Here is a 24,627-nt window from a genome sequence, read left to right as displayed (position 1 = left end):
TTTTATAACATGTACTTACCATCAATCATATAATAAATTGAAGTATGTAAAAGGTGGTAAGCTAGTTGATTATACATGTTGTCAGGCCGGGAGAGTCTCTCTACTCTATTTCTCGTTTATATAAAGTTTCTCCTAATAAAATAGCTGCAGATAACGAACTAAATAACCCTAATAGACTAGTAATCGGTCAGACTTTGGTAATTCTTGAAGGAACAAGAAGACATACTGTAGCTCCCAACGAAAGCTTGTATACAATAGCAGCTGCTTATGGATTAACCGTTAATGAATTGCTTGCTGCAAATCCTCAAATAACTAATGCTGTTTTGATATATCCAGGACAAATACTCAATATACCATCTAGAACAAGGAAGTTTGGAACTATTGAAGTAAATGGATATGCTTTTCCAAATATAAGTATGGAGGTTTTGAAAAAGACCTTGCCTAGTTTGACATATCTAAGTATATTCAGTCATGAGGTAAAGGAAGATGGTTCCCTCAGTGAGATTAATGACACTCCTTTAATTGAAGCAGCAAGGCAGGCTAAAGTGGCTCCTCTTATGGTTATAAGTAATCTTTTGCCAGGAGGTGGATTTAGCAGTGATCTGGCACGTAGGATTTTGTCAAGTGAACAGCTGCAGGATACACTGCTTAATAATGTTATTGCAACATTAAAGGCGAAAAATTACTACGGATTAGATATCGATTTTGAGTATATATATCCTGAAGACAGGGAACTATATAATAATTTTCTCATGAAGGCTGTGGAAAAATTAAAGCCTTTAGGGTATTCGGTTACAACTGCATTAGCCCCTAAAATATCAGCTAATCAACAGGGAATTTTATATCAAGGACATAATTATCCAGTGCACGGTCAATTGGTATCCCATGTCATACTGATGACTTATGAATGGGGATACACTTATGGGCCTCCAATGGCAGTAGCACCTATTAATTCTGTTAGGAGAGTTTTAGATTATGCTGTTACTGCTATACCTAGGGATAAAATATTAATGGGTATACCAAACTATGGATACGATTGGACACTTCCCTATGAGAGAGGTACTAGAGCAGCTACTGTCTCCAATGTAGGGGCAGTTGATCTTGCAGCAAGAGTAGGTGCAGAAATAAAATATGATAGGTTGTCTCAAGCTCCATACTTTAATTATTATGCTAGTAATGGAAGAGAGCATGTAGTTTGGTTTGAGGATGCCAGAAGCATCAGAGCAAAGCTTCAATTAGCTAATGAGTTTAGGTTTGCAGGTATAAGCTATTGGACCATAGGGCGATACTTCCCTCAGAATTGGCTGGTTTTAAATTCTTTGTACAATGTTAAAAAGGTTATTTGAGGCAAATTTTAATAAGAATCTAATAAATATCTGTCATGTATAATAATCTATTGCAAAATGTTATTTTAATGAAGATACTAATAGTGGTTTAGTATCTTTATTTATTTTTGTGACAAATATTGAGCAATAATTTAATTGTGAAAAGACTCTGTAGTTATATAGTGTAAATAATAAATCAGATATAACTAGTATAGTCTATTCATAAATAGATGACCTGTAGCCAAGTACAGATTATCTCTAAGTTATAGAAGATATGACAATTTTGTATACTAGGTTAAATTGAATAATTGTAAAGCAATATGATATGATAAATATTGTAATCTATTAGGATGGGAGGGGGAGAAAAAAACGAAATTATTAGAAAAAGTAAATAAAATTCCTGCAGGGACAATGATTGTACCACTATTTGTAGCTGCTATTTTAAATACATTTTGTCCTTCAGTTTTGAGAATAGGAAGTTATAGCCAATCTTTAATCTCTAATGATGGATTAAGAGTGATGATGTTTTTGACATTACTCTTTACAGGGACGCAAATGAGAGTTAGTGACATCCCTGAATCTTTAAAACGTGGAGGAAGCCATGTATTATTTAAATACTTGGCAGGTGCTGGAGTTTATCTTCTCATATTGCATTATTTCGGATATAAAGGAATATTTGGGACATGCAGTTTGGCGATTTTATGCGCTTTAACAAATAACAATAGCAGTCTGTATATGGGACTAGTACAAAGCTACGGAGATCACGCAGATCTTGTGGCAAGACCAATATTTAATTTTAATTCCGGTCCTATGTTATCTCTATTAACTATTGGAATTTCAGGGAATAATGGAGTTGGATGGCAAGAATATGTAACTATTTTATTGCCTCTATGTATTGGTATCATATTATCTACTATTGATAATCAAATTAAAATAGCAACAAAGCATGGAATTGCAATAATACTACCGGTTATGGGCTTTATTTTAGGGTCAAATATTGATCTTTCGAAAATTATAGTTTCAGGCTTTGGTGGAATATTCCTTTTTATTATGGTACTTGTTGTAACCGGACCAGTTGCGCTTATTGTGGATAGAGTTTTGTTAAAAAGGCCAGGTTATGGTGGTATGGCCACTGTATCTGTTGCTGGTAATACAGTGGCAGTTCCGGCAATGATTGGACAATTAGTGCCAAATTTTAGTGGCTATGTAAAGCTGGCAACTGTACAAATATCTTGTGCGGCTGTTTTATCAGCCATTTTATGTCCATTTATTGTACAATGGTTTGCAAAACGTTTTGGATGTCCAAAATATGAAGAAAACTTTGGCAAAAGTAAAATAGAAATGGAGGTTTAATCGTATAAGCCTCTGTTTTTTAGCAAGAACAGCAGAGATAAGTGAACAGCTTTTATCAGATTTTATTTTTCTACTGAAAAATAAGAATATACTCTGTAATGAATACACTGAAAAAGAATTGCAATTGGATGAAGCTTTTATAAAGGGTTATAAATCAGAAGCGGATGAAAATAATAAAGGAAGCAATATTTGAATTGAAAATTTCTTCAGTATATAATAAAAGTGTAAAAATTAATCTAGGGTATAAATTAAGATAATAAATAAGTTGTATATACCTCAGACATGTTTAGGAGTTGATTGAATGGAATACACAGAAATCGATAAGACAAATCTTAAAAAATTGTCTACAGTTGCATTGGGAACTTGGGCCATTGGTGGATCTGATTGGGGAGGAACTGATGTTAAACAATCTATTTCCACAATTCACCATGCTTTAGGCTTAGGTATTAATGTGATAGATACCGCTCCAGCCTATGGTAGAGGGGAATCAGAAAAAATAGTTGGAGAAGCCATTAAAAATATACCGCGAGATTCTTTTTATATAGCTACTAAAGTTGGATTAGACTGGTCCAAAGGAGACGGTCTGGTTTATCGTAATAATACAAAAGAAAATATTTTGAAGGAAATAGATGACTCTTTAGAGCGTCTTCAAACAGATTACATTGATATTTATCAAATTCATTGGCCAGATCCACTTACACCTATTGAAGAGACTGCATTGACAATGAAAAGTCTTCTTGATGCAGGAAAAATTCGTGCCATTGGTGTCAGTAATTTTAGTGTTGAACAAATTGAAACATTTAAGAAATTTGCACCTATTCACACAGTTCAACCACCTTATAATATTTTTGAGCAGGATTTCAAAAATGAATTATTACCTTATGCAAAAAATGAAAATATGACAGCCTTATATTATGGCAGTATTTGCCGTGGTTTACTTAGTGGGCGAATGACAGTTGATAGTAAATTTAATGGTGATGATTTACGTAATGCCGATCCAAAATTTCAGCCGGATCGTTTTCCTAGTTATATTAATGCTGTAGAGGCTTTAGACAAATGGGTAAAAGAAAGCTACGGAAAATCTATTATTAGCCTAGCAATTCGTTGGCTTATTGATCAGCCTATTTCTGGTATTGCACTATGGGGCGCTCGTCGTCCTGAACAATTAGATGCCATTGAAGGCGTTGGTGGTTGGAAATTGACAGAAGAGGATTATAAAACTATTGAATCAATTGTAAATAAATATGTAAAAGAACCTGTTGGGCCTGAATTTATGGCTCCTCCTGCACGTACATTATAATAATGAAACAAAGAATGATAAAACTTTTTTGTTTTGCTATTTAAAGTATACAAAGAACTATTTCCGAAATAAAAAAATAAAAGTAGTAATTAAATGTGTCATAATGGAAATTTGCTTTATGGCACATTTTTATTTCTGAATTATTATTAAGGTTGTTGTTCAATTGTTAGGAATAATATAATTTTAATATGGTATTAAAAATTTGTGTAATTTATTTTTGAGATGATAAAAAAATGTAGGTATTAAATCTGTAAAGAAATTTGGACAATATGGAAATGTAGATATTTTACGGGCAAAAGAATAAGATAATCATGACTAAAAAGAGAAATTGGATGACACCTTGTTTATAAAGTCTAAAAATAATTCTTTAAAAGAAGTGGTATTCCCTATGACATCTCATACATAAAATATTCAAGTTTTATAAAAGAAGTAGGTATTAACTTGCTTTATATACTGAACTGTGTTATTCTTAGTAAGAACTTAAATTAATAGTTAATAATGGAACACAAATATATTTCAATTAGTACTTAATAAATATAGTATGTTGATATCGAGATTTTATTAGTGAGTTATTGCCATGAGTTTAAGAACAATAAAATTTCGGAGGTATACATTTATATGAATGGTACAGTAAAATGGTTTAATGGAGAAAAAGGATTTGGATTTATTACAGGAGAAGATGGAAAAGATGTTTTTGCACATTTTTCTCAAATAAATTCAGATGGTTACAAATCACTTGAAGAAGGTCAAAAAGTTTCTTATGATGTTGTTAAAGGACCAAAAGGACCTCAAGCAGAAAATATCACTGTTCTTTAATTAGTAGGTATTTTAACCCCTTGAATAGTCAGTCTATTTAAGGGGTTTTTTAGTTGCCTATAATTAGAATACAAGACAAAACAAAAATAAAAATACGTAAAAACAATAAACAGGGCGGCCAGTTTGATTAGATGTAATAAGGCACAAAAGTGGCAGTCACTTATAAAGGAGAAAAATGTTATTTGAAAATTTAAATATTATTGACCCTATTTTGAAAGCTTTAAAAAGCGAAGGGTATACCAGTCCTACGCCTATACAGGAACAATCTATTCCAGCTATACTTGAGGGAAATGATTTGGAGGGATGTGCCCAGACAGGTACCGGAAAAACAGCAGCTTTTGCTATACCTACATTGCAGCTTCTTTATAGCAAAAAAAGAGCTGAAAAGGGACCTTTAAGCATTACAGCCTTAGTATTAGCTCCAACTAGAGAATTGGCTATCCAGATTGGAGAAAGCTTTACTTCCTATGGAAAATATACGGGGCTAAAGAATGCTGTTATTTTTGGTGGAGTTTCACAAAAATCTCAGACAGATGTATTAAAGGCAGGGGTAGATATTTTAATTGCAACACCCGGCAGACTACTAGATTTAATGCAACAAAAATATGTAAGTTTACAGCATATAAAGTTTTTTGTGCTTGATGAGGCAGATCGAATGCTTGATATGGGGCTTGGACATGATGTGAAAAGAGTTATAGCAAAACTTCCTAAGAACAGGCAGACAATGTTATTTTCTGCTACTATGCCTCAGGGAATTTCGAAATTAATAGATTCTATTCTCATAAACCCAGTAAAGGTAGAAGTAACTCCTGTTTCATCTACTATTGATACTATTAAGCAGTCAGTGTATTTTGTTGAAAAAAGAAACAAGAAGTCTTTGCTTATTTACCTGTTGAAGGATAAAGCCTTTGAATCTGTTCTTGTATTTTCTCGAACAAAACATGGTGCAAATAAAATAACCGGGGACCTTATTAAAGTGGGAATAAAGGCTCAAGCTATTCATGGAAATAAGTCACAAAGTGCAAGACAACTTGCTTTAAGTAATTTCAAGGAAAAGAAAATAAGAGTTCTAGTAGCAACGGATATAGCTGCAAGGGGTATTGACGTAGAAAAATTGTCTCACGTAATAAACTTTGACTTACCGGATGTACCAGAAACCTATGTTCATAGAATCGGACGTACTGGAAGAGCTGGAGCAGAAGGTGCTGCACTTTCATTTTGCGATCCTGAAGAAAGAGAAGCTCTAAGAAATATTGAAAAAGTTATATCAAAGTCAATACCGGTAATTGAAGGTCATCCTTATCTTATAAGTAATTCAAGTACAGTTATAAGAACTTCAGGTGTAGTAAAAAATAATGATCTTAGAAAGAAAGTATATGACGGCAAAAAATCCCAGAACAATTATTTTAGGAAAGCTAAAAAGAGCAGCTAATAAAATGTGAGTCTAATATATTAAAAACCATAGTATTCTTTTAAGGTAAGTTTACCAAAGAAGAACTATGGTTTTAATGTTATTTTATTATAATTTGAACTCTGCCTACTTTATCATCAGTTAGCCTTACTTTTATTCCTCTAGGATGATAGGGGGAATTTGTAAGTATATCTTTTACAGTTCCTCGTGTTAATTTTCCCGTGCGTTGATTTTCCTTCAATACAATATCTACTAGCATTCCTGCGTGAACATCTTCTCTCACTTTACCATTCATATATTAGTACTCCTTTGTATTCAATGTTATAATCATACCACAAGAAATTACTGTAAACAAATAAACAACTATTTAAATAAACTAAATATAAAAATGTTTACTTATATATAGACAAATATATAATTTGCATATATAATACAAATTAAGAGTAAAACGTATTAATATTGAAAGGAATAAAATTTTATGGATATAAAATCAAATGAATTATTTTGGGGTTCTACAATAGATGAACTAAAAGGTGGTTTTGTGGAAGATGATGATGAGTACAAATGTATAATTTGTGAAGAGATATTTCAAAAGGGGCGTATATATGAAATAAATTCAGAATTATATGATGCAAGGAAAGCAGCAGAACTTCATATAGAAGAAAGGCATGGTTCCATGCTTCAATATTTATTAGGAATGAACTCCGCTTTTTTAGGATTATCTGACATCCAGAAAAAATTATTAAACTTAATAGCAGAGGGGTTATCGGATAAAGAAGTTGCTGTAAAACTTGGAGTTGCCCAATCTACTATTAGAAATCATCGTTACAAGCTTAGGGAAAAGGAAAAGCAAGCAAAATTATTTTTAGCACTGATGGATTTACTTTCGAAGAATACAAATAAAAAGATTAATAAGTTAGATAAAGAAGTTATATGTGATGCTCATAAGACAGCAACTACTTTAGATGATAGATATAATATCACTGATAAGGAAAAAGAGGATATCATTAAAACTTACATTGATGAAAATGGAGCATTAATAAATTATCCAGCTAGAGAAAAAAAGAAAATTATAGTATTAAAAGAGATAGTAAATAATTTTTCTAAAGGTAAGATCTATTCAGAAAAGGAAATTAATAGAATTTTAAAGAGAATATATGAAGATTATGCAACTATAAGAAGAGCTTTAATTGAATATGGATTTATTGAAAGAACAAATGATTGCAGTAATTATTGGATAAAAGAATAAATTAATGTGTTTAAGAAGAGTGTGTGTGGTATGATAAAAAATTATTTAGAATTAAATAAAATTGAGGCAGAGAAACTAATTGAGTTTATAAATAGAAACGTAGAAAATAAATTATCCTTTGAAGAGATGGATAATTTATTTAAATCTGAGGAATACGATTTTGGCAGAGGAGTTATTTTAAAAATCAATGAAGAATACATTGTTGGGAAGGCACTAATAATATTAAAAGAATGCAGTAAAAAGGGAATAGCCTATGTAGTTAATTTGGATATAAATGAAGAGATAGAGAATAGAAAAATAGCTGCAGGTGAAATAATAGAGGAAGTCAAAAATATTGCTAAAGAATATGGAGCACGGGAAATATTTTTAGGAGCAAGAGATAATAGAATAATTAGAATTTTAAATTCTCTAAACTTAAATAAGCAATATTCGGCAATAAAAATGACTTTAGAGGATAGAAAAATCAAATATTCTCCTCTAAAGCTAGTTACATTATCAGATAATAATAAAAAAGAGTATTTAGCCATTTATAATGATTCATTTAAGGAAGTTCCCAATGGAGCAACGCTGACAGAGAAAGAAATAGATGATTATTTAAATAAAGCAGATGAAAATAAATACTACTACATAGTTTTAATAAATAATGCTATGGTGGGCTTTTTGGAGTTTAATATTAAAGATGGTGTAGGTGAATTTGATTTAGGATTAATTAAGGCTGCCAGAGGGAAAGGATATGGAAAGCAGCTTTTAGAAACTGCTATTAATTTTCTCAACTCAAAGGAAGTGACAGAAATTAGCTTGACTGTTATCACAAAAAATACGTTAGCTTACAATATATACAAGAAAAGAAGATTTAAAGAAAATAAATTAATTAGTGATTGGTTTGTACTTGGTTACGAATAAATGACTATTATAAGATTATCGTTGATTACTTTATATCCTATTGAATTTCAATAAAGATAATAAAGCTTCAAGAGTTAGAATTCCTGCCCATTCAATTTTAGAATTTTCCCATTCAGCTAAATATTTGTCCCACTGCCAGGTTGGCAATATCTTACCAGCTTCTTCAAGCTTGTTTACTAAATAATCTAAGTTTTGATCTATAAATTTGTGTTCAATTCCAAAAAAGTTTTCAGAATCAAATTCTATAAACTTTAACGGAGTGGGCACATAACTTATCCATTCAGATTCATTTGTGTTAACTAGTTCAGAAACAGCTAATTTTAGTGTGTCTGCAATTTGTATTGCAAATTCTTTATCTATAGTATTATACATGCGAATATAACAAAATATTTCATGCTCTGAGTTAAATTCTGTACGTTCATTCAGTCTATTTATAGAATAATTTATTAATGAATAAATATCTAGGTTATTAAGATGATTTTTATATTTATAAATATATCCTATTAGTTCAGCTGAAGGATTTCCCCATGAGTAATCAATAACTGTCATATTAATATCATTTCTAAATTCCCACCAAGGGGCATGAGGATATTGGTTAACGTTGCTTGGAACACTATACCAGCCATGTCTATTAATATCAAAAGTTGTCTCCAGATATTTGACAGTTCTAGCTATCATAGTTTGTGCTCTGTCATTATTGGATAACATATTTAAATATCTTAAACCAATGGATGTTGCCATAGGAGAGGACTGTATAAGTTTAAAATCAGGTTCAAGGCCATTACCAAATCCTCCATCTGAATTTTGATATGTTTCTAATGAATCTAATATATTATCACTATTTGAATCATTAAAATAATAATTGAATATAGATCTTTCCAATGGCCTGGCTTCTTCATTCATATATTTATTTATTCGGTGAAAAAGAGTTTTTGATAAATTTTTCATATTAAATCCTCCATGTATTAAGCCCTCTTTATTAAACTGTTTTATATAGAGAATTATACCATATTCTCCTATTTAGTTTATCATTATTTAATTCTGAGTAATAATTATAATATAACAAAATTTATAAAAAAGGGAAATGATTCATAAAATTTATGCTGAATTCTTCAAAGCCTTTAAAGGAGAATATATAACAAAAAAATATTGAGTAAATCATTTAGCATAACTTAAAAAAGTAGAAATTCTAATTTTAGGTATATTGCTTAATTACATAGAATGGTATATAATAGGCTTAAAATAGGTGATTCGAGCCTTAAATTTGATCTTACATAAATGGTTTAACAGTGAACAGCTAGTTAAAAATGAAATTATGTATACTAAATAGATAGGAATAGTTATGTTGTGGAAGTTAATTATCATTCAAGGAATAGTTTTTATTGTAACTTTATTTTTTTGCAAAATAGTTATTAAATTATTACAAAGATACTTATTAATGCGAAAATATAAATTAACACGGGGTTTTTCTTATATAATAACATGTCTGATTATACTTATAGTGGGAATACTTTTTGGAAAAGAAGTTTTGTATGCTCTTTTATAATCATACAAAAAGTTTAGGATATTGTAAGACTATAAATTTGAATGTTAAGTAAATTATGATTAAGGGAGAAGTAAAATATGCCAAAGATTATGTCAGTGTTTGAAAAGCTTAATCTAGTTGAAAAGGCTAGCCAAGAAACAACTAATACTTCTGATGTAGATAATGTTAATATTGAAGAGAAAATTAAGCCTAAAAATGTTGAAGAAGATAATAATGAGATTGAACTTCAATATTCTGAATCTTATAATGAGGACAAGAAAATTTCAAATAGAGTTGATTCTAATCAAAAAAGCAATTTAACTATTAATGAGATATATTTATCACATGATATAGAAAATAGTAACGTTGATACAATTTTTATGTTGGGAAATTTTATTAATGCACTCCCTGAAAATTTGCCGCATGAAGTTAGAAAAAAATCAATAATTAGTATTATTAATTCTTCAAATATGGATTTAAATAAACTTATTTCTGACGGTGAAAAAAGATTGAACATTTTAAAGCAATTTTCAAAGGAAAACTATGATTCAACTACTATTGTAATAGAAGATTATAAGAATCAAATAGCAAAACTAAGTAAGCTAATTAGTAATTATGAAGAACAAATACAAGTTAGTGAAAATTTATTAAAAGAACAAAATAATATAATAAAGTATGAAACAGAAAAAATAGATAATATTATTAATTTTTTTAGTAATAACGATTAATAACATAGTATTTTTGCTAAATTACTAAGCTCTAAATAGTCTAATGATGAAAGTTAGGCTATTTATTATATATTACACTATTTATTTGATAAATTACCAAAGATAAGAGGTTTTTTTATGTTGAAAAGAAGTTATCGTGTTACTATTGCTGCAAAAATTCTAATTTTAGAAATTTTACTTTTTTCTGTTGGTTCAGTGTGCGGTATGGGATGGAAAGTGTATAACGATAATAAAAAATGGGACAGCCTATTATATCAAGGTGTAAAGGTAGATGGTTTACATTTAAATAGTAGAAATATAGAAGAAGACAAAGCTTTAATTAAATCGCAATATATTGATCCATTAATGAAGAGAAATATAAGTATAGAGGCAAATAATAAAATTTATACTTTGGAGGATTCAAAGCTAATAAAAAAATATAATATTGAAAGTAATTTTGATAAATCCTTTAATTTGGAAGGACATCCACTGACATTCTATGAAAAAAGTAAAATTTTGAATAAAGGAATTACACAGTTATATAATGTAATTTTTGTTTATGATGAAAATTACATTGATGAACGTATAGATGCTATAGAAAAGGATATTGATAAACAACCTGTAAATGCAAGTGTTGAAAATATAGATAACGGAAAGATTAAAATTAGCCAGGATATCAAAGGATATAAGCTTCAAAAAGATAAACTTAAAGAAGAAATTAAGAAAAAAATTAATAGTAAAAGTATTAGTAATATAGAAATAAATGCACCGATTACAGTATCTACAGCGGTTATTAGTGCAGATAAGCTTTCGGCTATTAATTCAAATATTTCATCATTTAGTACAAGTTTTGTTTCTTCATCATATGCAAGATCTCATAATATCGAACTTTCTACAAAATCAATAAATGGAAAGATTCTTATGCCTGGCGAAATTTTCAGTTTTAATGATTGTGTAGGTGAAAGAACAGCGGATAGAGGTTTTATGGAGGCACCAGTTATAGTAGGTGATAAATTTGATTCTGGAATTGGTGGCGGTATTTGTCAAGTATCAAGTACATTATATAATGCTATACTAAGAGCAGGAATAAAACCTATAGAAAGGACTCATCATACTATTCCATCATCCTATGTGGAATTAGGATTAGATGCTACAGTTAATTGGAATGATATAGATTTTAAGTTTAAAAATACGTTAAATTACCCTATTTATATACAAGCGTATACTGAAAATAAAAATCTATATATAAATATTTATTCAGATTCAAGTTTATTAAGAAGAAAATATATTATTTCAAGCAATGTCTATGAAACAGTACATCCAGTGATGAAAACTATAAGTGATTCTAACTTACCATTAGGACAGACTTTTATCATACAAGAAGGACATGATGGTTATAAAGTAAAGATAACACAAGACACATATGAAGAAGGGGTATTAGTGGCATCTGAAATTATTTCTGATGAATTATATTCTCCAATCCAAAGTATAAATAAAGTAGGTACTAAAACATCTAAATGATAGATGTTTTAGTATCTTAAATAATCAAGATATACTAAAATAGTCACAAAAAAGATGTATAATACATCCTTTTTTATATAAAATCTTTGGTCTTACTTAAGTAATTTAGATAAATTTACTATCTTTATTATTCCAGGTGAATTAAGCAGCACAATAATTTCTGAAAGCTTGTAAAGTCTCATGAACACACACTCACATATAAATTATTAATAGTAAGCTTTTCTAGATAAGTTTAGTATTAGTTTTAGATAGCAGATTAACTACTTCTTCATGAGGAGCAGCTTCGGTAATTATTGTGCCAATATCGTATAAAGTAGCAAATTTAAAAGTTCCATCAATATAAAATTTATTGTTTTCCATAACTAAAAAGGTTTGTTTACTCACATTGATAACGGATTTTTTAGTGTTGCCATCCTCTACATCAAAAGTAGTAATACTTTTATCAAGTATATTAACTCCACAACTTCCTATAAAACATTTAGTTGGCTTATAGTTAGATATGATTTCAATAGTCATGGAGCCTGTAAATCCATCTAAGTCTTTGTTTAATACTCCGCCTGTACATATAACGTTAATATTGTTGTCTGATTTACCTAATACTGAAACAATGTCAACCATATTAGTTACTACGGTGAGTTTTTTCCTACTCTTTGCAAGTTCCTCTGCCAGTAATATGTTTGTAGAGGATATATCCAAAAAAATAGTTTCATTTTCATTAATTATATCTACTGCTTTTTTAGCTATAATTTGTTTTGAAGGCAGGTTAACTGTCCTTCTCATTTTAATAGCTTGATTTGGAGCAGATTTTCTTATGGGAACAGCACCACCATAAGTCCGCTTTAAAAGACTTTTTTCTTCTAATAGCTTCAGATCTTTTCTGATACAGTCTTCGGTAACATTGAATTTATCACTCAAGTCTTTTACTACTAACTTACCCTCTCTATTTAAAATTTCAAGTATATCGTCATGTCTTTCTTGTGCAAACAATTTTTATCCACTCTCCGCTTAAAAATTAATTAATATATAGATTTCATTATTAAATTATAGCATAAATAAGAAATAATAAAAAGTAATAATATATATGTATAGCCTGCATGTTGTGAATTGCAGATTCAAGACTGTAATTTATAGTTATATATATCTAATTTTATAATTAAGCATTGTTTTAAGCTGCAAGGTTTTTTAAGCTTTCTTGAGCATGAATCTTATATATCAAGTTGTTTATCTATATATTGGCATGTGAAATAAATAGCAAGTCAAAACTGCAAAATATATAGTTGTTAGTTTTATTTAACATATTTTTTTGTTATATAGGTGTTGAATTTTTGGCAAATTAAGTATACAATACAAATAAAGATAAAATAATAAAAATTAAGAATAAACAATTGCAATTGGAGGCCAAAAAAGTGAAGGGAAGAATTGAAAAATTAAAAGGCCAATTATTTGAACATAAAAGAGAAATTTCCTTGGAAAGAGCTCTATTATATACGGAGAGCCATAAGCAGACTGAAGGTGAAGCTGTAATTGTAAGAAGAGCAAAGGCCACAGCGCATATTCTGGATAATATTAAAATTTCAATACGTGAAGATGAATTAATTGCTGGTAATAGAACCATTAAACCAAGAAGCGGTATAATTTCTCCTGAGATGGATCCCTATTGGATATATGAAGAATTGGATACTATTCACTGCAGACCTCAAGATTCGTTTTATATAAGTGAGGAAGATAAGAAAATATATAAGGAACAGTTATATACCTATTGGCAAGGTAAGTCCATGAAGGACTTTATAAATTCTAAAATTAGTAGTAGTGTAAAGGCAGCTGTAAAAGAAGATGTAATTAAGCTTAACCAGACAGATAAGGGACAAGGACATATAATTATGGACTTTGAAGGTTTGCTGAAAAATGGTATAGAGGCTGTTCTATTAAAGGTTAGAAGAGAATCATCACAGTTTCCGCATAATAATTTTTATAAGGCAGCCATAATAGTACTTACTGCCGCTGAAAGACATATAATGAGATATTACAGCTTAGCACTAAGCAAGGCAGAAAATGAAGAAAACGATTTACGGAAGACAGAACTTTTTGAAATTGCTAGAATTTCTAAAAAAGTTGCTTTAGAAAAGCCTGAAAGTTTTCAGGAAGCGCTGCAGCTTCTATGGTATGTAAGTATAATAGCTCAGTATGAATCCAATGCAAGTTCATTATCCTTAGGGAGATTTGATCAATACATGAATAGGTTCTACACGCAGGATCTAGATAGTGGTATTTCCAAGGATAAACTTAGAGAAATACTTGAGTGCTTTTGGGTGAAAGCCAATGATGTGGTGTTGATAAGAAGTGCTTCCAGTGCCAAATATTTTGCAGGATTTCCAACGGGTTATACCGTAGCTTTAGGAGGTCTCTTAGAAAATGGTCGTTCTGCTGTAAATGATTTATCTTACCTTTGCCTTGATACTTATCATGATATACTTCTTCCGCAACCCAATTTAGCTGTAAGAATAAATGAATTTACAGAAAGAGATTTCTTAAATAAAACTGTAGAGACTATAAAGCTTGGCACTGGTATTCCACAGGTATTTAATGATGAGGTGATTATTCCGGGCTTTCTAAACAGAGGGGTTTCACTAGAGGATGCCAGGGACTATAGTATTGTAGGCTGTGTAGAGTTATCTATACCGGGAAAAACTTATGGGCTGCACGACATAGCTTTGTTTAATCTTCTAAAGATAATGGAGATAACACTAAAGGAAAATGTAGACAGGGAAGATATAAGTTTTGAAAATATATTGAAGTTAATAGAGGAAAAGGTAGATAGATATGTAAAACTTGTAGTAGAAGGCTCAAATATAGTTGATATAGGCCATAGAGAATATGCTCCTGTGCCCTTACTCTCCTGCTTTATAGACAATTGTATTGAAAAGGGCAAGGATATAACCTATGGAGGAGCAAAATATAATTTTTCTGGTGTTCAGGGGATAGGTATAGCAAACCTTAGCGATTCGTTATATTCACTTAAAAAGAGTGTATTTGAAGAAAAAAGGATAAGTTTTAAAAATCTTGTTAATGCACTTAATAATAATTTCCAAGGGGAAGAATATGAAAAGCTTAGGGTAAGACTCATAAATAAATATGATAAATACGGAAATGACAATGATGAGGTTGATTATTTGAGTTCAGATATTTTAAGGCATTTTGAAGTGACTATAGAAAAATATGAAAACCCAAGAAATGGCTTATTTACTCCAGGGGCATACACAGTATCTGCTCATGTGCCACTAGGAGCGGCAGTAGGGGCTACCCCGGATGGAAGGAAAGCTGGGGAGCAATTGGCAGATGGTGGGCTATCACCTATGGTGGGCAGGGATAAATTAGGACCTACTGCTATATTAAAGAGCGTAAGCAAGCTGGATAATTATTTGACCTCCAATGGTAGTCTGCTAAATGTGAAGTTTAGTCCAAAGACTTTGGAGGGAGATGAAGGGGTAAATAAGATGGTAGATTATCTTTTAGCCTTTATGAAGTTGAAGCTTCAGCATATACAATTTAATGTTGTATCAGCAGATACTCTAAAAGAAGCTCAAAAGTACCCGGAAAATTATAAAGGACTTGTGGTTAGAGTGGCTGGTTACAGTGCTTTCTTTGTAGAACTCAGTACAGAGATCCAAGATGATATTATTGCAAGAACAGAACATTTATTATAGGATGTGTTAAGCATGAAGGGATTAGTTTTTAACATACAGAGATATTCACTGCATGATGGACCGGGCATTAGAACTGTTGTATTTCTAAAAGGCTGTCCTTTACATTGTCCCTGGTGTTGTAATCCAGAATCTCAAAGTTTTGAAATAGAAAAGGTTAAAATAAATAATTTATGTATTCACTGTAAAAAGTGCAGCCATGATGTAAGTGAATGTCCAACTGGGGCAATTGTGGAATTTGGCAAATATATGACTGTGGAAGAAGTTGCTGCTGAGATTAAAAATGATATGATATTTTATAATACTTCAGGTGGAGGGGCAACTATTTCAGGAGGGGAGGCCTCAGCACAGCCTCAGTTTACACTGGAGCTTTTAAAAAGCTTAAAGAAGTGTGGAATTAATACAGCTATAGAAACCTGTGGTCAGGCGTCAATGAATAATTTACTGGAAATGTCAAAGTATCTGGATTTCATTCTATTTGATTTAAAGATAATGGATAAAGACCGGGCAAAAAAATTACTTGGAGCAGACATAGAATTGATTAAAAGTAATGTTAGTATTTTAGTGGAAAAGGGTATAAAGGTTATTCCTAGAATTCCACTGATTCCAGGCTATACCATGGATAGTGAAAATATTGAAAGAATCGTTAAGTTTGTAAAGGAGTTAGGTTTAAAGGAGGTGCATATATTGCCATTTCATCAATATGGCAGCAATAAATATGAGTATATAGGAAAGAAATATGAATTAAAAGCTATAAAACCGCCATCTGAAAATAAGATAGAAGAAATAAAGTCCAAAATGGAGGAAGACGGACTGAAAATAGTTGTTGGCGGTCTATAATAAAAAATAAATGATAAGGGTGATATGAGTATGTTATATTTATTGGACACTGCAAATCTGGAACAAATTAAAAGAGCTTTTGACCTATATCCAATGAGTGGGGTAACTACAAACCCAACTATAATTTCAAAAGAAAAGAGAAATTTCATAGATATACTGAAAGAAATAAGACATGCAATAGGTGAAGATAAAATGCTTCATGTTCAGGTTATAAGCCAAAAGGCAGAAGAAATAGTTAAAGAAGCTGAATATTTGCAGGAGGTCATAGGGGGAAATATTTATATAAAAATTCCTGTTATTCCCGAAGGAATAAAGGCAATGAAAATTTTAAAGAAAAAGGGAATAAAGATAACTGCTACGGCTATATTTACAGCGGAGCAGGCTTTTATGGCAGCTATTGCAGGTGCTGAGTTCGTTGCACCCTATGTGAACAGAATAGATAACATAGCCGGAAATGGTGTGGATGTTGTAGTGCAAATAGTTCAGTTATTTAAAACTCATAATATTGCTGCAAAAGTGTTAGCAGCATCCTTTAAAAATGTACAACAGGTACATCAGGTTGCATTAGCTGGAGGACAATCAGTAACAGTCAATGCTGAAATAATGGATAAATTACTGAGCCATCCATTAACGGATTGGAGTATAAAACAATTCGTATCAGATTGGGAAGGTGTTTATGGAAAAGGCAAATATGCTTATGATGTAAAATAATATTAATGACAACCATATTAAAATCTCACTGCTCCATTTAATAGCTATGGTGCAGTGAGATTTTTGCTTATACAAATCATATTATAATTATTAATTGTATAAGCAAATACAATTTTTATCGATTTCAATCTATACTGTTAAGAGATACTTTTTCTAAGTCTCTGCTGGAAATATAGGCTGCTTCAATTACCTTTTGAGCTTTCAAGGCATCTTTAAAAGTTGGGGTGATTGAGTTTTGTTTATTAAAATATAGTTCATTGGAAAAATTTACCAGAGAAGCCATATGGCAGTCCTGATGAAATCCAAAGGAATTTTTTTCACCAGGATAATTTTGGAGTATGTGCTTTCTGTCCTGGGCACTTCTAACTTCAATTGAATTCTTATCATAGTTATATATGTCTATTGTGTAGGGGCTGTTGGAATTCATCTTTATGCTGCCCTTACTGCCATGTATAGTAAAGGTAGTAGGCTCTTCTAGATCAGCAAAGATCCTTGAAACTTCTAAGCTTCCTTCTACACCATTTTCCAGTGAAAAGCTGCAATGTGCTATTTCATCTACTTCTGTTCTGTCTTTAAAGAAGACTTTAGTTTTGGCATTGACAGATTCAATATTGCCAAGAGTGAAATGTATAACATCAATAAGATGAACACCTAGATCCAGTAAGGCACCGCCGCCTGAACCTGCATGAGTTCTCCAGCTCCCTTTTTTATTAGGATTGAGATAGCTTTTATGAAACAGATTTATTTTAAAATCTATGATTTCGCCTATAAGGTTTTCTTCCACAGCTTCCTTAATCAATCTTACTGCGGGCATGAACCGATACATAAGTGCAGTAGCATTTCTAACTCCACTTGCTTCTACAGCGCCGGATATCTCAAGTGCCTCTTTGTAATTAGATGCTAAAGGTTTTTCACAATATATGGACTTATTATATTTAAGCGCTTTTAATACAATATCCTTATGACTGTCATTTGGGGTACATATATCAACAAAATGTATAGCTGGATCCTTTAAAACCTCTTCTAATGATACTGCATTGATACTGCCGGGAACTGTATATGGAAGTGGAGTTCGTGTTACTACATTTTTTAAGTTTAAATTAAAGGGTAAGCCTAGAGTTAAGTTTGCTATGTAAGTACCTATGGCATGGGTTTTTGCTATTCCACCAAAGCCCACAATAGCATAATTTATATTGGAAGTATTGTCATAAATTTCATTAGAAATGGTATTATTGCACATATTATCACCTCCGTTAAATTATATCATAGAAAACGATAACAAACAATGATGACAAGGCTTGATAATAGATTGAAAACAGAAAGGTTTCATAGCTAAAGTACCTATAGAATCAGCTTAAGGTGATGTATGAACATCAATAAATATTTATTAAATTTGAAAATGGCTCATTTGTTTATTAAAAATTGAATTTTAATAACATATAGTAGAGAACTGCCTCTCAATACATATCTATGCATTGGGAGACAGCTCTCTGTCTATAGAAAATTACTAATACAAAATTCTAGAATAATTACTTCTATTGTTTTAATCATATCTTATATCAATTTTACAATATCAAAATTACCTCTGAGTAAAGTCCAGTTCTGAGGGAATGGGAACCCCAATGCCCAGTAGCTAATACCTTTTAATCTGTAGTCTTTAACTGTATCAAATTTAGCTTGAGCACTTCTGGCGTCTTCAAACCAAACTTCGTGCCGCCTTCCTTGATTATCCGTATATCTGAAGAAAGGTGATTGACTAACGGGATCATAATTTATTCTGACTTCATATCTCACAGCTCTTGATATAGCTTCCTGCATACTGAAGGTTTCTGCCTCCATGCCCGGCACATGAGGAATAATCCAATCTCTGGCATAGATCTGAAAGCCAAAGAAAATCTTATCTCTTGGTATAACAGTAACTGCATAATCAAGTACTTGTTTTATCTGGTTTAATGGTGAAATAGCCTGAGGTGGTCCCGCTCTATATCCCCATTCATACGTCATAAGTACAACAAAATCCACAATTCTTCCATGGGCTTCGTAATCGTGAGCTTCATATAATAATCCTTGCTGACTTGGGCCTGTTTTTGGAGCCAAAGCTGTGGATACAAAGAAATTTTCAGCGTGCAGCCTTTGAACTGTAAGCACAAGAAATCTATTATAGTTCTCTTTATCGGTTGGCAGTACATTTTCAAAATCGATATTTACACCTTGATAGCCTTTAACTTTCATTGTGTTAATAATGTTAGTAATAAGCTTATCTCTAACCTCGGGGGTTGATAAAACTACATGGGCAAGATTATGACCTAATTCTGTAGAGGTAAAGTTTGTTATTGCCATCATTGGCACTACATTTTTGGCATAGGCGGCATTAATTAGTGCAGAATCATCTATAGGTTCTAGAGTTCCATCCTCTTTAATTCTATAGGCAAAAGGAGCTAAATAGGTTAAGTAAGTTCCTTCATCCCTTACAACGGATACACCATTTGCAGTAAAATCATAAATATAGCCATTTACATAGATTGGAGTCTTTTTTCTAGGAATAATAAGTACAGTGCCTGGATATATAAGGCTTGAATCTTGAATACCATTTGCATCTATTAAGCTTTCAAGGGAAACTCCATATCTTTGTGCAACTTGTGATAGGGATTCACCGGGCTTTACTGTGTATCTAATTGGTGGAATATTTAACTGAAGCCCTGGATAAATATTCTCAGGATTGCTAAGTTTATTTTCCTGAACAATTTCCTGTACTGAAATACCATAATTTTGTGAAATTTGCCATAGGGATTCACCAGCTCTTACAGTATGAACTATATATTCTGTTGGAATTACTAAAGATTGACCAATAAGCAGTTTGTTAGGGTACTGAAGTCCATTAGCACTAATTATTCTAGCCATTGATACCTTGTAACGATTTGATATTTGCCATAGGGATTCTCCCGATTTAACTACATGAATAAGCATAAAAATCTCCATATTAGTACTTTATACTTATTAATTTATGAAATATAAAGAAAAAGGTGATTATAATATATAGAAAGAGGAACAATTTTATTTATACAATTCTGTTAATCGAAAAATAGTTTTGAGTGAAGTATATCTAGCGCACGGTAAATATCTTCTAAATCCTCTTCAGAAACATCTTTAATGCGACTAAGGAATTTGGCTTCAATGTGCTTAAAAGCTTCATTCATCATTATTTCTCCATCCTTTGAGAGACGGATAAATTGTTTCCTTCGGTCTTCTATATCATCAATTTTTTCTATTAAATTGTTTTTAGTTAATTTTTTTAATTCACGGCTGGCATTTGGCATAGACATATCTTGACACTGGCTAATTTGGCTAAGTGTAACAGACTGATTAACAGCTATATATTGAAGAATATTAAATTGAACCGGTGTAATAATATCTGATTTAGCATCCCTTGAAAACTCATGTGTAATGCGATTTACTGAGGTTATAAATGCCACTAGTTTATTAAAAAGAATTTTTTTATCCAATAATAATCACCTCTATTTATAACATATCAAAATAGATATCAAAAAACAATTATCATTTGACAAGTAAAATTGATTATGATATTATTTACTTATCAAATGACAAGTAAATGAGGTGAAATGATGAAAATACTAGTTATTTATACACATCCAAATCATAATAGTTTATGTTATGCATTTTTACAAAAAGTACTAAAAGGTAGTAGTGAAAATTCTAATATTAAGGAGATACAGGTATTAGATTTATATGAGGAAGGTTTTAATCCACTGCTTGTATTTAATGAGAACAAACGAAGAAGGGATATGCATTGTGATCCTAACTTAGAAAAGTATAGACAACAAATTATATGGGCGGACAAAATTGTCTTTGTATATCCAATATGGTGGGGAAGACCGCCTGCTATGCTTTTAGGATATATAGATCAAATATTTGCATCAAATTTTGCATATAGGGATAAGGGTGGGCTTTTACCAGAAGGCCTATTAAAAGGGAAGTCTGTAGTATGTATATCAACAATGAAAGGACCCACAAATTATCCATTAGTTTTCTTGCATAATGCTCATAAAGTTTTAATGAAAAAAGCATTATTTAATTATGTAGGAATCAAAAAAGTAAAATTCTTTGAATTTGGTAATATGGAAAGTCCAAAGGGAAAACAGGAGCTAAAATTGGATAAAGTGTACAGTTATTTTAAACAGATAGATTGTTAAGGAAAATTTTTAATATGCTCAGCTTATTTCACATAATACATTAAAAGAAGTATAACTAGATGATTAAGGAAAGCAGGATTTGTTTGACCACCAATTAGTGTAATATATTACAACTAACTGGTGGTTATAATTTGCTACATGTATAAATTTATTGTATTCTTGCACTACTATTATAAGAGATTGCTTTAATATTTTCGCTAATTTCTTCACGAAAGTAATTTATCAAGTATTTTATTAATACTAGCATTATTTAGAGAACTAAAGCACTTCTCTGAAATTATTACATAGTTACAGTTATTAGATTTGTTTTTTAAATAACTATAAATTATTTGAGCTTCATCGATGTCTTCTTTACCAATTCCCGTTAGATTTTTTGAGCCTTTATCTTTAAAGTAAAATAAAATATTATTTTTCATAATAGACTTTAAATTTTCAATAGCTTTAATTGAATATTTTTCACTAAAAAGCAATTTATTTCCTTTGATAAGAAAAAATTTAATTATGTTATCACCTAAAGGCTCAAGCAAAGCAATATTTTTATTTTCTTCTGCAAATTCTATAACTTTAACTTTATCAATCAGATAATTTACTGCGCTTATATAATCTCTATATTTAGCAGCTTTTTCAAAATCAAAGTTATCTGATAGACTATTCATCTTGTGTTCCATTTCCGTAAGAAGACTTTTATCATCCCCTTCCAGTAATTTTATTATTTTATCAAATATATTTAAATATTGTTTGCTTGGAGTATTATCCAAACACATACCAAGGCATAATCCCAGAGAATAATTAAGGCAAGAGGAAGCTTTTCTGGAATTATTGCTGCAAAATATTTTGCAGAATTCCTTTATACCCTCAATTCCTCTTTCTACTGTATTTCTACTTGTATAGGGTCCAAAGTAAATATTTCCATCAATTTCACTGGACTCATTAGAGATTTCAATACTTGGATATTTTTCATTTACTATTATCTTTATATAGGAATAGGATTTTGGATTTTTCATTTGCCTGTTATACATAGGTTTAATTGTCTTTATCAATTTGCATTCCAATATAAAGGCTTCAAATTCCGTATCTGTAAGTATATAGTCAAAATCCTTTAGATTCTTAACTAATTTTAGCACCTTTGGAGAATGTGATTTTGAATTTTGAAAATACGATCCTACTCTATTTTTTAAATTTTTTGATTTACCTACATAAATTACACTATTTAGTGAATCCTTCATAAGATATACCCCTGGGGAAGAAGGAAGATTTTTAACTTTTTCTTTTAGACTCATATTATATCCTCCAAAAATATATGATATCTAGAGTTTATCATGATCTTTAAGAAAGTTGCAATAATGCAAAATTTATTAATATTGTAAAGCTGTAAATTATAGGATTATTAATTGCAATTTATTTTTATTATTGTAATAAGGATTAAATACATTTTTGTATCAAAATTTATTCTTGACATTACTTTGATATCAAAGTATAATGAAAACATGAAAGCAGATAGAAGTATATATTTAATAGGAAGAATACATGAAAAGGCAAATGAGTTTATTCTAAAAGAATTAGAAAAAGTAGGGCTTAAAGATATAGCACCTTCCCATGGGGATATTTTGGCAACGCTATTTCAACATGATGAGTGTACCATGACTTATCTTGCAGATAATATTCATAGAGATAGGTCTACAGTGACAGCCCTTGTAAATAAGTTGATTAAGCTGGGATATATTTCATCAAGGAAGGATCCTAAGGATAACAGATCAACTATGGTATTTTTAACTGAAAAGGGGAGAAAATTAGAAACTAGTTTTAAAGAAATTTCCTTAAAGCTTTATGCTGTAGAATATAAGGGAATAAGTGAAGCTGAAAAAGAAATTTTTAATACTATATTGAATAAAATTCATGGTAATTTTTAATATATAACTGCGATAAACAATAAATATCAATACTGAGAACTCTGTTGGTAAGCATCACATGAAATAAAAGCTGCACCTGATGTTTAGAACTTTGTTTGTTGTAGCTTATATAGACTTCACAAGTTAAAAATTGAGATATTTAGGCGTTTAATGAGTGAAATCAATGTTTTTTCAATATGTGATATATTAAGTTTGAATTTAGTAATCTTATTGGGTACTAAATTTAAAAATTGTTTTTAGAAAGATACTTTGATATAAAATTTTTTTAAATATATATTTTGATATCAAAGTAAAATAATAAATATTGACTGCCATATTTGTGTGGTCTTGTATAAATAAAGCTATGACAAGGAGCTTTGTATCTTGTGCATTATATTGATTGGAGGAATTAAATATGAATAATTTAGTAATTTTTGCACATCCCAATGAAAAGAGTTTTGGAAAGGCTATGGTAGATTCGGTGGTAAAGGCGTCTAAAGAAAAGGGTGCAGAGGTAAGGGTAAGAAATCTATATGAAATAGGTTTTGATCCTATACTTAAACCAGAGGATTTCGTTGCTTTTCAAAGTGGAAAGATTCCAGAAGATATTGCTGGAGAGCAGGAGCATATTAAATGGGCTGATGTTATAACCTTTGTTTATCCTATTTGGTGGACTTCTCTGCCAGCTATATTAAAAGGATATGTGGATAGAGTATTTTCTTATGGCTTTGCTTACGAATATGTAGATGGAGCTCCAAATGGTTTATTAAAGGGTAAAAAGGGGTTATTGTTCTCTACTACGGGTACTCCGGATGCCATATATTCTGAAAATGGAATGCATAGTTCAATAAAACAGACTACAGATCAGGGAATATTCAATTTTACTGGAATAGAAGAAGTTGTTCACACTTTCTTTGGAGGAGTTCCTCATGTAACTGAAGAGGTACGTAAAGGTTATTTACAGGAAGTTGAAAAGGTAGTTAAGCGAAATTTATAATAAATGATATTAAAAAATTGCAATATATAAGTGAAATTTCACTTATATATTGCAATTTTTTAGCTTTAACCTGACTAACTTGGCGTAAGTCTCCCACTTCTTCAAGTGAGAGCCCAACGCCAAGTAAGCCATGCATTTGCAGTTCTAAAATTCAGATGGGGTAAAAGA

The 24,627-nt window shown here is 30.8% G+C and carries 21 protein-coding genes and 1 pseudogene; 15 read left to right on the top strand and 7 right to left on the bottom strand.

All coding sequences use genetic code 11. The annotated features are described in order from the left end of the window. Positions 1-65: 65 nt before the first annotated feature. The 5 genes and pseudogenes from ABF633_RS08435 (at position 66) to ABF633_RS08415 (ending at position 6,226) form a co-directional block, all read left to right on the top strand. On the top strand, positions 66-1,346 hold the full coding sequence (locus ABF633_RS08435; RefSeq protein WP_415523239.1) for a LysM peptidoglycan-binding domain-containing protein: 1,281 nt from the start codon (positions 66-68) through the stop codon (positions 1,344-1,346). A gap of 354 nt (positions 1,347-1,700) precedes the next feature. Further along, positions 1,701-2,678 (top strand): annotated as a pseudogene (locus ABF633_RS08430) (2-keto-3-deoxygluconate permease); the annotation flags it as partial. Between the two features lie 301 nt (positions 2,679-2,979). Then, on the top strand, positions 2,980-3,978 hold the full coding sequence (locus ABF633_RS08425) for an aldo/keto reductase (RefSeq protein ID WP_415523238.1): 999 nt from the start codon (positions 2,980-2,982) through the stop codon (positions 3,976-3,978). 618 nt (positions 3,979-4,596) lie between these two features. Next, positions 4,597-4,794, top strand: a complete 198-nt coding sequence (locus ABF633_RS08420; RefSeq protein ID WP_415523237.1) for a cold-shock protein — start codon at positions 4,597-4,599, stop codon at positions 4,792-4,794. A gap of 175 nt (positions 4,795-4,969) precedes the next feature. After that, positions 4,970-6,226 (top strand): DEAD/DEAH box helicase, encoded by a 1,257-nt coding sequence (locus ABF633_RS08415; protein ID WP_415523236.1) that lies wholly within the window; start codon positions 4,970-4,972, stop codon positions 6,224-6,226. Between the two features lie 79 nt (positions 6,227-6,305). Here ABF633_RS08415 and ABF633_RS08410 read toward each other — a convergent pair whose 3' ends face one another. Next, positions 6,306-6,500, bottom strand: coding sequence for a YwbE family protein (locus tag ABF633_RS08410; RefSeq protein WP_415523235.1), 195 nt, complete (start codon positions 6,498-6,500; stop codon positions 6,306-6,308). Positions 6,501-6,683: 183 nt separating this feature from the next. Between ABF633_RS08410 and ABF633_RS08405 the strand changes: the two genes are divergently transcribed. Then, positions 6,684-7,454, top strand: a complete 771-nt coding sequence (locus tag ABF633_RS08405; RefSeq protein WP_415523234.1) for a DUF2087 domain-containing protein — start codon at positions 6,684-6,686, stop codon at positions 7,452-7,454. Between the two features lie 30 nt (positions 7,455-7,484). Next, on the top strand, positions 7,485-8,357 hold the full coding sequence (locus tag ABF633_RS08400; RefSeq protein ID WP_415523233.1) for a GNAT family N-acetyltransferase: 873 nt from the start codon (positions 7,485-7,487) through the stop codon (positions 8,355-8,357). 30 nt (positions 8,358-8,387) lie between these two features. Here ABF633_RS08400 and ABF633_RS08395 read toward each other — a convergent pair whose 3' ends face one another. After that, entirely contained in the window at positions 8,388-9,305 is a 918-nt protein-coding gene (locus ABF633_RS08395) for a hypothetical protein (protein WP_415523232.1), read from the bottom strand. Between the two features lie 675 nt (positions 9,306-9,980). On the opposite strand from ABF633_RS08395, the gene ABF633_RS08390 reads away from it, so the two are divergent. Beyond that, positions 9,981-10,610: a hypothetical protein gene (locus ABF633_RS08390; RefSeq protein WP_415523231.1), complete on the top strand. Its 630-nt coding sequence runs from the start codon at positions 9,981-9,983 to the stop codon at positions 10,608-10,610. 117 nt (positions 10,611-10,727) lie between these two features. Continuing rightward, the gene (locus ABF633_RS08385; protein ID WP_415523230.1) at positions 10,728-12,110 is read left to right on the top strand and encodes a VanW family protein; all 1,383 of its coding nucleotides are present in this window, start codon (positions 10,728-10,730) and stop codon (positions 12,108-12,110) included. 222 nt (positions 12,111-12,332) lie between these two features. On the opposite strand, the gene ABF633_RS08380 is transcribed toward ABF633_RS08385, so the two are convergent. After that, complete coding sequence (locus ABF633_RS08380) at positions 12,333-13,097, bottom strand: DeoR/GlpR family DNA-binding transcription regulator (protein WP_415523229.1); 765 nt, start codon at positions 13,095-13,097, stop codon at positions 12,333-12,335. A 419-nt stretch (positions 13,098-13,516) separates the two neighbouring features. On the opposite strand from ABF633_RS08380, the gene ABF633_RS08375 reads away from it, so the two are divergent. From ABF633_RS08375 to ABF633_RS08365, 3 genes are read left to right on the top strand one after another with little or no spacing between them, the layout of a single operon-like run. Further along, positions 13,517-15,814 carry a formate C-acetyltransferase gene (locus ABF633_RS08375; RefSeq protein WP_415523228.1) on the top strand — a complete coding sequence of 766 codons (2,298 nt, stop codon included), beginning with the start codon at positions 13,517-13,519 and terminating at the stop codon, positions 15,812-15,814. Positions 15,815-15,826: 12 nt separating this feature from the next. Beyond that, positions 15,827-16,651, top strand: a complete 825-nt coding sequence (locus ABF633_RS08370; RefSeq protein ID WP_415523227.1) for a [formate-C-acetyltransferase]-activating enzyme — start codon at positions 15,827-15,829, stop codon at positions 16,649-16,651. A gap of 30 nt (positions 16,652-16,681) precedes the next feature. After that, on the top strand, positions 16,682-17,362 hold the full coding sequence (locus ABF633_RS08365) for a fructose-6-phosphate aldolase (protein WP_415523226.1): 681 nt from the start codon (positions 16,682-16,684) through the stop codon (positions 17,360-17,362). 124 nt (positions 17,363-17,486) lie between these two features. Here ABF633_RS08365 and ABF633_RS08360 read toward each other — a convergent pair whose 3' ends face one another. The 3 genes from ABF633_RS08360 to ABF633_RS08350 all read right to left on the bottom strand — a co-directional run bounded on the left by ABF633_RS08360 (position 17,487) and on the right by ABF633_RS08350 (position 20,865). Beyond that, the gene (locus ABF633_RS08360; protein ID WP_415523225.1) at positions 17,487-18,602 is read right to left on the bottom strand and encodes a Gfo/Idh/MocA family protein; all 1,116 of its coding nucleotides are present in this window, start codon (positions 18,600-18,602) and stop codon (positions 17,487-17,489) included. 314 nt (positions 18,603-18,916) lie between these two features. Then, positions 18,917-20,329, bottom strand: coding sequence for a LysM peptidoglycan-binding domain-containing protein (locus ABF633_RS08355; RefSeq protein ID WP_415523224.1), 1,413 nt, complete (start codon positions 20,327-20,329; stop codon positions 18,917-18,919). A gap of 104 nt (positions 20,330-20,433) precedes the next feature. Further along, positions 20,434-20,865 carry a MarR family winged helix-turn-helix transcriptional regulator gene (locus tag ABF633_RS08350; RefSeq protein WP_415523223.1) on the bottom strand — a complete coding sequence of 144 codons (432 nt, stop codon included), beginning with the start codon at positions 20,863-20,865 and terminating at the stop codon, positions 20,434-20,436. Positions 20,866-20,985: 120 nt separating this feature from the next. On the opposite strand from ABF633_RS08350, the gene ABF633_RS08345 reads away from it, so the two are divergent. Continuing rightward, positions 20,986-21,573, top strand: coding sequence for an NAD(P)H-dependent oxidoreductase (locus tag ABF633_RS08345; RefSeq protein ID WP_415523222.1), 588 nt, complete (start codon positions 20,986-20,988; stop codon positions 21,571-21,573). 206 nt (positions 21,574-21,779) lie between these two features. Here the strand turns inward: ABF633_RS08345 and ABF633_RS08340 are convergent, their stop codons facing one another. Further along, positions 21,780-22,853, bottom strand: a complete 1,074-nt coding sequence (locus ABF633_RS08340) for a UvrB/UvrC motif-containing protein (protein WP_415523221.1) — start codon at positions 22,851-22,853, stop codon at positions 21,780-21,782. 183 nt (positions 22,854-23,036) lie between these two features. On the opposite strand from ABF633_RS08340, the gene ABF633_RS08335 reads away from it, so the two are divergent. Together ABF633_RS08335 and ABF633_RS08330 are read left to right on the top strand one after the other, a co-directional pair. Then, complete coding sequence (locus ABF633_RS08335; RefSeq protein ID WP_415523220.1) at positions 23,037-23,483, top strand: MarR family winged helix-turn-helix transcriptional regulator; 447 nt, start codon at positions 23,037-23,039, stop codon at positions 23,481-23,483. Between the two features lie 394 nt (positions 23,484-23,877). Then, a complete protein-coding gene (locus tag ABF633_RS08330; RefSeq protein WP_415523219.1) occupies positions 23,878-24,459 on the top strand; it encodes an NAD(P)H-dependent oxidoreductase in 582 nt (193 codons plus the stop codon). The last annotated feature ends 168 nt before the right edge of the window (positions 24,460-24,627 follow it).

The sequence above is a fragment of the Clostridium sp. genome (genome assembly GCF_047718555.1).
In the GTDB taxonomy this organism is placed as follows: Bacteria; Bacillota; Clostridia; order Clostridiales; family Clostridiaceae; genus Clostridium_I.
Note: the sequence above shows the minus strand (reverse complement) of the source record. Positions and strands in the feature narration are given on the sequence as shown.